This window comes from Halobacillus alkaliphilus (assembly GCF_900113125.1).
Classification (GTDB): Bacteria; Bacillota; Bacilli; order Bacillales; family Halobacillaceae; genus Halobacillus; species Halobacillus alkaliphilus.
In genome coordinates this window covers 65,402-77,974 of sequence record NZ_FOOG01000005.1, presented here as the reverse complement: position 1 = coordinate 77,974, position 12,573 = coordinate 65,402, and the positions used below count along the sequence as shown (strand labels likewise).

Genomic DNA, 12,573 nt, shown 5'->3' with positions numbered 1-12,573 from the left:
TCTAACATTTTCAAACACGAAAAAGTCTCTTTTGTCAAAGGAAGTTGATCTTACACTTGCCTTCATGCCGGTCTTTTTATCTTTTAAGCAGCAATTCCCTTTGTGTCTTTGTTTGTAAAATATTCGTAAATCTTCTTTACTTCAATACATAACCACGTACCCAACAGTGTTTCGGATAGAAATGTATGCAACTGGGTGCCTTATACAAAAATAATTCATCTTTCCTACTTCTATATATAAAATAGGGTTTAAGTCGCTCCTCTAAAGTAAATACATGGTTAGGTACAGCTTTACCTTGCAGTATGCTTCAAGAATTCATAAAATAGGTAACGCATGTCAATTTTACTAGGAGGATTTCTTACAACATGGCCACACATGAAAGGAAAAAATTAGAAAGATCCTTAAAACCCCATTGGGTTTGGGCGATTGCATTTGGCTCCGCTATAGGATGGGGAGCTTTTGTACTGCCGACAGACTGGATTGGGCAGGCAGGTCCTATAGGAGTTGTGCTTGGAATTCTGCTTGGCGCTGTTCTTATGATGATTATCGGAGTAAGTTATGGTTTCTTAATAGAAAAATTTCCAGTAACAGGCGGAGAGTTTGCTTATGCTTACATTGGATTCGGGAGAACATTTGCCTTCTTAGCAGGGTGGTTCTTAACACTTGGATACTTATGTATCGTTGCTCTGAATGCTTCGGCGCTCGCTCTGCTTGCTAAATTTCTGTTTCCAGGTTTCGTTCGAACAGGCAACCTTTATGTTGTCGCTGGTTACGAAGTATCCATCATTCAAATCGCGATTGCGAGTATTGCCCTTATTTTATTTGCTATTTTAAATATTAAAGGTGCCAGTTTTTCTGGAAGAACACAATTTGTCTTTAGTATGATATTGGTTTTAGGAATTACATTGTTAGGTCTTGGAGCTATATTTACAGATGGTCCATCGCTCAGTAACATTACACCGGCCTTCAAGCCGGACCAGACAGCGATTGCTTCGATTCTGACAATTTTAGCGCTTGCACCGTTTGCTTATGTTGGTTTCGATAATATACCTCAGGCAGCTGAAGAATTTGATTTTAAACCCAAAAAAGCGTTTGGTTTAATTATTTGGTCTTTACTCGCTGCTGGGCTGGCCTACAGTGCCATGATCCTGATCACCGCAAGCACTATGCCCTGGCAGGATTTACTTGCTCAGATCAATTCAGAACAATCGGTATGGGGCACAGGCGACGCCATTGAAAGTTATCTCGGACGTGCTGGAGTATTGATCATCGCAATTGCTGTTTCCATGGGTATATTTACAGGATTAAATGGCTTTTATATTTCATCAAGCCGATTAACTTTCGCCATGGGCCGCGCACGCATTTTACCAAACGTGTTCCGGAAGCTGCACTCCAAGTATCACACGCCTTATGTAGGTATTTTGTTCACAATGGCTATTTGCCTGATTGCTCCTTGGTTTGGACGCCAGGCTTTATTGTGGGTTGTGGATATGTCTTCTACAGGCGTAGCAATTGCTTACTTTTTCTGTACAGCAACGGCTTATAAATTTTACCGATGGTCCCCGAATCAACCATCTAAAAACAATGCAGACGTAGTATCCCCTGGAAGGAAGTTACTTTCCTTGATCGGAATGCTCAGCTCCATTGGATTCCTGGCGTTACTGCTTCTACCTTGGTCTCCAGCTTCACTGGGCAAAGAATCTTATATTGCCCTCTGTATTTGGATCGTAATCGGAATTGTTTTCTATATCTTTAACTACAAACGATATAACCAAATTGAAGAAAAAGAAATGAATTATCTCATTCTTGAAAAAGAAGAAATTTAAAAAGAAATCCCCGGGTTGTCCGGGGATTTCTTTTTTTAATTAGTTAAAATAGCTGCTTAAGTATTTATTCCAAACACTATAGATCCAGCTTTTAGCCCATGTGTAATTATCTTCTTTTTCCTGTTTTTCGTCTTTCTCACCTTTATCATCTTTGTCTTTATGATCTTTATCGCCGCTGCCTTTGTCATTATCCTTTTTGTTTTCATTTCCTTTGCCTTGATCTTTGTCTTTGTTGCCATTATTTTTAATCATGATCTGAGCTAGTACCGGGTCGTGGTCACTCGCACGACCATCAGCTTCTGAGAAGTCAGAGTTAATATTCACCGTCTGTATTTTCGTCTGCTTGGCAAGATTGTTGCTCACAAGAATGTGGTCGAGCACTTGAGAATTTCCTTGATAAATATAGGTGTACCGCTCTTCTGTCGGAAGAGATTCGATCATGTTGGTTAAAACGTCACCTTCCAGTGTATTAATCGGAGCGGAGAACTGAAAGTCATTTAAATCCCCAAGGACGACGACATTAGAATCATCCATCTCATTTTCAACTTTCTGAACAAAGTTGTTGATTACAGTCGCTTGCTGGATTCGCTGCTCTTCACTGCCGAGCTCCACTGGCTGATCAGCGCCAAACAATCCATCATCTCCACCTTTAGAATTAAAGTGATTAGCTACTACTACCACTTTTTCTCCATTAAATTCGAATTCAGCCGCTAATGGTTTGCGAGAATCGTAAAAGGCATCATTCGTTGGATCTACACGGCCCGGGTTCAAAGTCAGACCATCTTCGTTCACATCTACACCGGTTAACGCATCCCCATCTGGCTTGTCGGTCAGCGTCACGCGATCCGGGTTGTAAATGAATCCAACGCGTATGTTCCCTCCCGGCTGCCCGCCGTCCGTTTTATCCTGGGGAGCAATGTCTGTGAACTCATACTTCGGTCCGCCCGCTTCTGCGATTGCATCAATTAACTTCTGGTAACTTTCATTCGCTTCTACCGTTCCATCATCAGTCGGGCCATTATTATCTTGAACTTCAATTAAACCTACAACATCAGGGGTATTTAGATTTTGAATAATAGATTCCGCAATCTTTTCAACTTTTTCAGGAGATGTGTCTGCAGAGAAATTCTCGACGTTGTAGCTCGCTACTGTCATTTTTTTCTTAAGAGCTTTCAAATCTGCAGATTCCTGTTCAGTGCCCCCGTCTTTAATTTCCGGGAATTCTCCAGTTGGACGGATCTTGTAGTTGCTATAATCGTAATTAACTACTCCGGTGATAGACTCATCAAAATAATCACCTGTTTTTGCGTTAATATCTATTCCATCCACATCGATCAGCACGCGTTCTGGATTGTAGTCGTCCGGGGAAATAAGCAATCCCTCTGCACGGGTAAACAATTGATCTTCGCTCGTTTCTACATACACTGGAAGCTCATCATATTTAACCGGACCGGATACTTGTGATTCTGGAAGTTCAATGAACATTCCTTCCAGACTTTCATAGAAATCAATGCCGTCTTCTGCCGGATCGAATGATTCTAATCCATCGTTTTCAATATTTTCTGTAGGCTGTTCACGATCTTCTCCAATCACAACAGGATCTGGAATATCTGCTCCAGTAGATTTCACATTGACAGTGGAAGCACTAATCTGAGTGGTCAGCAGATCATTTGCATCTGAATATCCATCTTCGCGCCACTCCGTAACTTCTCCGGTAGTCGTTACAACATCACCAACAGCAACATTAGAAGAACGCTTGTAGACGTAAATCCCCTCAGACGTTGCTATGTCTTCATCTGGATTAAGACTTTGCATGTAAAATCCATTGCTGCCATCAAGCTTCGTTACTATACCTTCAACATTTTTTACGACTTCGCCTTCATAAGGAGAAGTATGCGAAGCTCCCTGTATATCATGGATTTCAAGGGAGTCAGCAGCTTTTAGAGCCGTATAAGAAAACGTAGAAACCTCACTCACTTCTCCATTTTCACGGACAGCTGCGGCTTTGATCGTAGTATCCTCCGTAATCGTAATCGGTTCTGTGTATTCTTTGCTTTCAGCTGTAGGCTCACTTCCATCCGTGGTATAATGAATCGTCACGCCAGGCTCAGCGGCGCTAAGAGTAATTTCTGTCCCTGTAATTACAGATCCGGATTCTTTACTTGCTGTAACAGCGAATGCTTTTTGCACAATATCAGATTTTGAACGAGGAACCAACTTATAATTGCTGTAGCTGTAATTCACAACACCTTTTATCTGCTCGTATGTCTCACCCACCTTAAGAAGACTCTCATCAGCCGGGGTGATTAAGAATGTTCCTTCAGCGCCTTGCGCTGTAAAATCTCCATATTCATTCACATTGGTGATTTCTACATTATTCACTTCTACAAACTCGCCCTCAATGGCTTCTCCTTGATCAGCAGAGAATTGAGATGCCGTTACTTGTTCAGGTTCAGGAACGCCCGCTCCTTCTTCTGTCACTTCGACAGAGGCTGAAGAGGATTGTATCTGCTCCATTCCATGAAAATCACCTAGTTCTCCTGAAGCTGTGACTTGATCCCCAACTTGTGCAGTAATACCTGGAGCTCGAACGATGATGCCAGCTGACTCGTCTTGTATGTATAAGTTAGTTTGACCTCCGGATACAAAGGCTGCTGTTGCAATTCCCTGTACACTTACAGTCGACCCTTTTTCACTTTGACGAGCCTCAGCAATAGATACCGTTTCGACAGGAGTGTCTGGAGTGTCATTAACTTCATAAGAACCTAGATAATCAAATGTATCTTTGGCATAGCTGTCCCACTCGGCTGAAACGTCGTAACTGTCCGTTGGATCTGTATCCCCAGAGGTTATGGAAGCTTTTCTAACCAGTGTGACGTCGTTAGCAAAATCGTTATCATTACCCATTTGTCCAAATGAATCGATAATTTCTCCTTCTTTTTTCAAAACGATCGGATCATTTCCATTGAAATTCACAATACCATCAGTTAAGTCTGCCTTGTCTAGAATTTCCTGGGCTGCCTGGCTATAAGCAATGACGAAAGTCTCCCCGCTTGCTAATGTCCCTTCGAGTCCCTGAGTTTCAGTAGCCTCAACGGCTCCATTGGAATAGCGTTCTAGCGTATAACCCGATAAATCAATAGCACTCCCAGTGCCATTATAAAGTTCAAGTGCTTTATTATAACTTGACCCTTCCACATATTCAGAAATAAACAAGTCTGCAGGTGCTTCCGCTGCCTTAACATCAGACATCGGAATCGCTGTAGAACTTAACGTCAGTACCGTTACTAAACATCCAGCAACTACTTTTTTCACTGATAACGCCTCCCTGGTAATTTATGCCTTGTTGGCCCATACTCTTCCAGTATAAAATATCCAGCCTCCAAAATATGTTGTAATTTTGTAAAATTAGATAATTAATTCCAATGTATCAGGATAAAATAACTAATTATGACAAATAATTTACACATTGTCGGACGATAGAAGTGTGCCTTTGGGTTGTTTTCATATATGATAAAATATAAATTTGAGAGGTTAGAAGAATGAGGTGTGTTCGATGAATTCCAGAAAAGTTCGTATTCGAAAGAGAAAAAGAAAGAAGAAAATCAGACGCATAAGTGTATTCCTTTTGATGCTGGCCGTTCTTGCCGGAGGCACGTTTTATTACGTATCGCAGGTCTATACAGCATCGTTTCAGGCTTTAGATAGAGGAGAGAAATCTGACCTTCGCGAGGAAGCTGTAAACATCGGAAATGATCCGATCTCTATTCTATTAATGGGTGTAGAGGACTATTCAACAGATGGTTCAGCAGGACGGGCTGACACACAAATTGTGATGACGCTGGACCCCAAAACAAATCAGATTACCATGACCAGTCTTCCAAGAGATACAGAGGTTACGCTCCCGGAAGAAAAAGTTGGTGAGAAATATTCAGGAAAGCATAAATTAAATGCCACCTATTCAATCGGAGAAATTTCAGGTTATGGATCTGAAAAACTTGCTGTAGAAACCGTGGAAAACTATCTCGACATTCCTATAGATAAATTTGCTACAGTTAACTTTGAAGGATTCATTGAAGTCGTGAATTTACTAAACGGAGTAACCGTAGATGTAAAAGAAGGCTTTTGGGAACGAAGCAGCCAGAATTATAATAAAAAGATTGAGTTTGAAGAAGGGCCGACAGCGATGAATGGCGAAGAGGCTTTAGCTTTTGTGAGAATGAGAAAAAGAGAAGCAGCCCTTACTTACCCCAGAGAAGAACGGCAGCGCCAATTTATTCAAGCTGCAATTGACGAAGCGATCTCTGCCGGCACCATTTTTAAAGCCGGTGAAATTGCGGATGTTATCGGAAAGAACATTACCACGAATCTATCGCCCAGAGAGATTTATGCATTACAGAAAGCCTTTTCTTCCGAGAATTCGGACGTAAAATCATTTACCATCGAAGGTGAAAACAAACGCCTGGAAAATGGACTCTATTATTTTGTTCCAAATGATGAAAGCTTAAAGGAAGTAAAAACCAAGTTGAAGCAGGAACTTGATTTGCCTGGTGCTTCAAGTTCAGCATCTCAAGAGGAATCATCATCTAACTGAGGCGAATATTTTGAAATCAACGCCCCGTTCGGCCATCGAACGGGGCTTTTATAATATACTATTCCTATTAAAAAAGGATCTCCTCACTGGAGATCCTTTTCTTAAAAACATAAACGTACTAAGAGCCCGTAGGCTTAAAAACGAGCACGCCATAGACTCTTTCGAAGGTGTATGGACCATCATACTCGATCAGGGGCACAACATCCTCATTTTGAATGCTGATTTTACTAATCGTCGGTTTCGACACCATAATGCGTTGAAATGTATCTTCCGTTAACTGACGGGAAGGCTCGACCACAATCGTTCGATCAATCCGTACACAATAACGGCCTAAAATGTGTAATTCTTCTCTGTCTAAATATAGTTTTGATAATTGTGCCAATCCACTTCACCCTCTCTGTGTTCTATAAGAAGTGTTTAGCACATCACCCTATCCCTGTATTCATAATATAATAAAATTTCTATAATTTGAAAAGTCTTTAAAGGTAAAATAAGACACGAGAACTACAAAATTCGATGTTTTTCTCAGAACGATCCCTTTACTTCAGCTAAGAGGTTCGCACGCCACTGTTTCTTCGTCTGCCTAAATTCTTCCTTTAAGTCCGTCGCTTTTTTTGCACCGATGTTTTCCTTGACACTTTCATGAATTGTTTGAAAACCCTCATCTGTACTCGCTTCCAGACGATCAGCTGCTGAATTATATTTGCTGAAAAAATAACTGAAGGAAATGTCTTCACCATTCTGCTTTTTAGTCACATACTCTTTTTGAGCTTCTGTAACGATTTCATCCATTCTTCTTTCGGCTTCATGAATGAGCTGTTCATACGAAGTTTCATAGGATTCAATTCGTTCAGCTGGATTCATTTGCTGTCCTTCAGCGCTATCATTTGGCAGGAAAATTTCGTATGCTTCATCTGCTAACTGATCAACTTCCTCATCGGCTGTATCATGAGACTTAATGAAGAACATATATCCAAAATATCCGCCTATTGCTATTATCACTACCACGAAAAGCAAAAGAATTTTTTTCATATTGAATCAATTTCCTCCACTCTCTTTTCTCTTACAAATTATAGCATAGAAAAACCCTCTCCTGCGTTTTAACACAGAAGAGGGTTGGTTATATTTTTATTCTTCTATAATACGATAGTTGGTATGAGCTACAACCGTTCTATCATATTCAAAATCAATTTCATCTAAATTGTCCATAATCGTTAGATCAACAATTACAGATCGCTGGCATTGACTAGGAATCACTTTTCCCGTGAAAGTAATATCGTTTCTCTCAAAACTGACTACTTGTCCGGGCGTCGCGATTTTATCATCAGGTTGTATCATAATCTCTACCCTTTCTCTATCTTTTTTTATTGAATCGATTTTACATAAAATTGACAAACAATTCAAATAAAATCTTTTACAGAATATGTTACTTTATTCGACAAATAATTACAAGCCAAATGCTGTTGTTTTTGTGAAATACCTATTACAAATGTTGCAGTATTGCAAACAGTCAAGAAAGCCATGGTAAGTCAGGCAGAATGAAGCAAATACACCTCATTTTTTTCCTTTTTTATCCACCTCAGGTCATCCAGTTATTGGAATACTAAACGAGCAGTGTAGTCTATTCGTACCATAGACACTTGACGGTCTATATTATATTATGAAAACGGTTTCACTATTATTAGGAAAGAGGGGAAATAATTTGAAGAAATTTTATTGGTTTATAGGGATAGTCTTTTTCTTATTGTCATTTGCGCAACCGTTTGCACTTAACGCTTTTGCTGATGACAAAGTCTATGATACGGTCGTACTCCGAGGAAGCGCCGCTTCTCTTGATTGGAATTCTAATGATCACCCGCTGGCTTACGATTCAGAAGAAGGCGTCTGGAAAAGTGATCCTGTCACACTTGAAGGCGGGAATGAAGTTGAATTTAAATACGTATATGATGGAAACTGGATGCCAGGAGCCAACTTAACTTATACGCCGCCTCAAGATGGCGATTATACTTTCGTTTTTTATCCTGAAAAAGAACGTACAGTAGACGTACGTTCAGCAAACACGTCTTCTGGAAGTGTAACATTAGAGTTAACTGTGCCTGAGGAGACTCCAGATTGGGTGGTGCCTACCCTTGCTTCTAATATGAATGACTTCAATTATAAGGTAAGCCCCCTCAGTAAAGTTGACGAACGTACTTATCAAATTCAAGTGAATGGAGAATCCGGAGAAACACTTTCCTACTTTTACAGTTTAGGCGGCGAGCCTTATAAAGAAGTGCGCGAAGAACCCCGTTCAGCTATATTTACAGAAGGTAGTCAAATTCAAAAAGATACCGTTAAGGCATGGGAAACGATACCCGTAGCCCAGGACGTTACGCACGATTTTAACCACGCCCCTTATACTCCTGACAAAAAAGATAACGTAGCCGTAAAAGTAACGGTAGATCATTATGGGCCTATTGATGAAGGAGCTGTCTACTATACGACAGACGGGGCCACCCCTGTTGGAAAAAGAGGAGAAGTTGAAAACGGGAAAACAGCTGACCTGCAAGTAACCGAAACCACAACGCAGAATAACGGTTTAAAAACATCTATCCTCACCGGGACAATACCGAATCAAAAAAATGAAACACGGGTTAAGTATAAAATTGATGTGTGGAATTCTGCGAGTGAAGGCTCACAATTCGCCGATAACAATGCCCTCACGTCAGAAAACGCCACGGAGTTTGCTTATTATGTAGAGGATTATCAATCGCCGGATTGGGCAAAAGAAGCGATCATATATCAAGTCTTTGTAGACCGCTTCCGTGATGGAACAGAACGAAACAATACCTCCGTTGACCCTTCTCTTCCTTATGGCGAACAACTAAAAGGATGGATGGGCGGCGACCTTCAAGGTGTATTGGAAAAGCTGGATTATATCGACAGCCTGGGTGTGAATACCATCTGGATATCTCCTATTTACGAAGGGCCTTACTCTCATGGTTATCATCCAGCAGATTTTATGAATATCGACCCACGCTTCGGCAGCAACAAACTAATGAAAGAACTGGTGAAAAAAGCACATAAACGTAATATTAAAGTTGTTTACGATTTAGTTCCGAATCATACGTCAAATCAGCATCCATTTTTCCAGGATGCCGTAGAAAAAGGAGAAGACAGCCCTTACTATGATTGGTATTCATTCACCAACTGGCCAAACGAATATGAAACATTCTATGATGTCCAGGAACTGCCTGAACTTAACAATGACAATCCCGAAACTAGAGAATATATGTTAGATGAAGTTGTGCCATTTTGGATGGAAGAGATTGGGGTAGATGGGTTCCGGCTGGACTATGCTAAAGGCCCAAGCCAGAGTTTCTGGGTGGACTTTCGTCATAAAGTGAAGGAATTAAATTCGAACGCTTTTATTTTCGGTGAAGTATGGGATAATCTCGATACGATTACATCCTATACAGGAAAATTGGACGGTGCTATCGATTTTGAAACTCAGTCCGCCATTCAGAATGCTTTTATTAATGATGGCAGCATGAACCAGCTGGCTTCTTCCTTAACAACGATCCACGAAGCTTATAGTGAAGAATTTGTACCAGCTACTTTTCTGGACAGTCATGATGTTCCTCGTTTCTTATATGAAGCAGACGGTAACACAGACACACTGAAAAATGCTGCGTCCCTGCAATTCACTCTACCCGGCGCTCCGATCATTTACTACGGTGACGAAGTAGGACTTTCACAGAGCGGCGATCATAATGCCGTTGATGAATGGAAGGATCGCTATTACCGTGAAATGATGCCTTGGAACCCGTCAGAGCAGGACCTGGATGTGAAAGCTCATTATAAGAAGCTCATTGATATTCGACAGGAACATAAAGCATTGACTAATGGTGACCTGAAAATGGTTTATTCCGATGACGATGTTCTTGTATTCGAAAGAAAATCATCTAATGATCAAGTCGTTGTAGTCATCAATAAAGGAGAAAATCAGCGCCAGCTAGATCTTATTGATCTCTATAATCAGCAAACACCTAATCGTGTCAAGCTGACCTCGCTGATGGATGGTAAGAAATTGAGTAGTCACAAGGGATCGCTTAAATTAAAGAGTGATGCCCACTCTGTTTCCATCTATGAAGTAAAAGGAAAGCTCCGCATGGAGACCCCTGACGAGTATAAGAAGTACTCAAAAGTGGTTTTGCGGGGATCTGAACCGCTTAATTGGGAATCAGACGCCAATTTGTTATCTTATGATGACAGTGATCATGTCTGGAAAAGTGAACCCATCGAGTTAAAGGCGGATGAAACTATCGAATTTAAATATATACGTGATGGAGAATGGCTGGAAGGAGACAATCTAACATTCACTCCTGATATGGACGGAGACTATATATTTACATTCAATCCTCAAGACCAATACGGAATAACCGTCCTCCCTTATTCTGAATCAGCTAATCTCGGAAAAGCTTCATAGGAAAAAAGCCTGCCGCATATGGCAGGCTTTTTCGTATCTATTAAACTATTGCTTTTCCTTCGTTAATATATTATATTACCATTTGTACCCAATTGGGTATGTTACCTTTCGCTAACCGTCCCCTCTGCCACGTTTATCCCTACATACAGGAGGACCACTATGAAAAAACATCTATTGCTTAGTCACCTTGTACTTCTAACAACCTACCTGCTCATATCCGCTTCCCCAGTATCAGCTTCAGCAAGTTTTACTGATATAGAAGAACATTGGGCTTACGATGAAATTAACTATCTTACCGATCAAGAGCTATTAAATGGATATCCGGATGGTACATTTAGACCCAGCCGATCTATCACACGGGCAGAGGCTTCTAAGGTCATTGCCGACCAATTGGGATTGAAATCGACGAAATCCTCAGCTTTTCCAGATACAAGCGGTCATTGGGCAGAATCCTATATTAACGCCATCGCGGAACGTGATATCATTATCGGATTTGAGGATGGAGAATTCAAACCCAATCACACTCTTCGAAGATCCGAACTGGCTGTTATCCTTACACGGGCGTATCAATTGGAAGGAAGCAGTTCCTCCACGTTCTCTGATTTATCCACTAATCACTGGGCTTTTTCTCACGTAAGCGCGCTTTTGGCCAATCATATTACAACCGGATATGAAGACGGAACCTTCCGCCCATCCCGAGATGTATCAAGAGCTGAGTTTTCAAGCTTTTTAGCAAGAATTATGGATGACCGTTTTAAAATTGATTCAGACAATAATGAACAAATGATTCCCGTGCTTATGTATCACAGTCTATCCAAGAACCCTGCGGATTGGAGCTCGGTTACGATATCACCAGACAAGTTTTATGAGGAAATGCTGTATTTAAAAGCATTGGGTATGACTACAATTAGTTCTCAGCAATTAATCGATGCGAAAAACGGGAAAGCTGAACTACCCGAGAATCCTGTGATGGTTACTTTTGATGATGGTTACCGCAACAACTATCAATATGCCTATCCAGTGCTTGAGAAACTCGACATGCAAGCCGTTATTTCCATTATTGGATGGAGTGTAGGACGTACGACTGATTTAGGCGAGGAGCTCGATATCACACCGCATTTCACATGGGAGGAGGCAAAAGAAATGGTAGACAGCGGTCATGTGGATATCCAGAGTCATTCGTTCAATCTTCATAATCCAGGGACTTCGGATAGCTATGCAAAAGGAACACTTCCACTTGAGGGAGAGACAACAGAAGAACATGCTGAGCGTTTTAAAAAGGATACTATAAAAATCCACCAGCTAATCGAAGAAAACCTGGGGTATGAACCGGAGTTGTTCACCTACCCTTATGGCGTTTATAACCAAACTACAGAAAGCGTCCTAAAAGAATTAGGCTATCAAGCAACGCTTACAACTCGTTCCGGAATATCTGATTTAAATAATGGTTTATTCCGTATGAAACGAATAAATTCTCCCGACGATCTGCCAAGTTATGAGCTAATGGATAAAATTGTTCCAGAAGGTGTGCATGTGCCTTTTAGAACAGTACCAACACGTGAAGCGCGGATTGCTAAGCTGGAAGATTATTTAGATATTAAGTAATCCTGTCTTTATAACATCTCCTCACCCTTTAGTCTCTCGGCATGCATGTGTTACCACGTCTTTATGAAGTGTAAGAATGG

At 40.9% G+C, this 12,573-nt stretch carries 8 protein-coding genes; 4 read left to right on the top strand and 4 right to left on the bottom strand.

The genetic code is table 11. The features are described from left to right. Positions 1-365: 365 nt before the first annotated feature. Positions 366-1,826: an APC family permease gene (locus tag BMZ06_RS04805; RefSeq protein ID WP_089750664.1), complete on the top strand. Its 1,461-nt coding sequence runs from the start codon at positions 366-368 to the stop codon at positions 1,824-1,826. Positions 1,827-1,865: 39 nt separating this feature from the next. Here the strand turns inward: BMZ06_RS04805 and BMZ06_RS04800 are convergent, their stop codons facing one another. Then, positions 1,866-5,141 (bottom strand): FN3 associated domain-containing protein, encoded by a 3,276-nt coding sequence (locus tag BMZ06_RS04800; RefSeq protein WP_089750662.1) that lies wholly within the window; start codon positions 5,139-5,141, stop codon positions 1,866-1,868. A gap of 241 nt (positions 5,142-5,382) precedes the next feature. On the opposite strand from BMZ06_RS04800, the gene BMZ06_RS04795 reads away from it, so the two are divergent. Then, on the top strand, positions 5,383-6,420 hold the full coding sequence (locus BMZ06_RS04795) for an LCP family protein (protein ID WP_089750659.1): 1,038 nt from the start codon (positions 5,383-5,385) through the stop codon (positions 6,418-6,420). Positions 6,421-6,538: 118 nt separating this feature from the next. On the opposite strand, the gene BMZ06_RS04790 is transcribed toward BMZ06_RS04795, so the two are convergent. The 3 genes from BMZ06_RS04790 to BMZ06_RS04780 all read right to left on the bottom strand — a co-directional run bounded on the left by BMZ06_RS04790 (position 6,539) and on the right by BMZ06_RS04780 (position 7,758). Next, on the bottom strand, positions 6,539-6,802 hold the full coding sequence (locus tag BMZ06_RS04790; RefSeq protein ID WP_041601400.1) for a hypothetical protein: 264 nt from the start codon (positions 6,800-6,802) through the stop codon (positions 6,539-6,541). 143 nt (positions 6,803-6,945) lie between these two features. Next, the gene (locus tag BMZ06_RS04785; protein ID WP_089750656.1) at positions 6,946-7,452 is read right to left on the bottom strand and encodes a hypothetical protein; all 507 of its coding nucleotides are present in this window, start codon (positions 7,450-7,452) and stop codon (positions 6,946-6,948) included. Positions 7,453-7,548: 96 nt separating this feature from the next. After that, positions 7,549-7,758: a YkvS family protein gene (locus tag BMZ06_RS04780; protein WP_014644330.1), complete on the bottom strand. Its 210-nt coding sequence runs from the start codon at positions 7,756-7,758 to the stop codon at positions 7,549-7,551. A gap of 364 nt (positions 7,759-8,122) precedes the next feature. Here BMZ06_RS04780 and BMZ06_RS04775 point away from each other — a divergent pair, with 364 nt between their 5' ends. Beyond that, positions 8,123-10,888: an alpha-amylase family glycosyl hydrolase gene (locus tag BMZ06_RS04775; protein WP_089750654.1), complete on the top strand. Its 2,766-nt coding sequence runs from the start codon at positions 8,123-8,125 to the stop codon at positions 10,886-10,888. Between the two features lie 159 nt (positions 10,889-11,047). After that, positions 11,048-12,493 (top strand): S-layer homology domain-containing protein, encoded by a 1,446-nt coding sequence (locus BMZ06_RS04770; RefSeq protein ID WP_089750652.1) that lies wholly within the window; start codon positions 11,048-11,050, stop codon positions 12,491-12,493. Positions 12,494-12,573: the final 80 nt, after the last annotated feature.

Coding starts and splice junctions, on each gene's coding strand:
- BMZ06_RS04805 (WP_089750664.1), top strand. CDS start 366: ATGGCCACACATGAAAGGAAAAAATTAGAAAGATCCTTAAAACCCCAT.
- BMZ06_RS04795 (WP_089750659.1), top strand. CDS start 5,383: ATGAATTCCAGAAAAGTTCGTATTCGAAAGAGAAAAAGAAAGAAGAAA.
- BMZ06_RS04785 (WP_089750656.1), bottom strand. CDS start 7,452: ATGAAAAAAATTCTTTTGCTTTTCGTGGTAGTGATAATAGCAATAGGC.
- BMZ06_RS04780 (WP_014644330.1), bottom strand. CDS start 7,758: ATGATACAACCTGATGATAAAATCGCGACGCCCGGACAAGTAGTCAGT.
- BMZ06_RS04770 (WP_089750652.1), top strand. CDS start 11,048: ATGAAAAAACATCTATTGCTTAGTCACCTTGTACTTCTAACAACCTAC.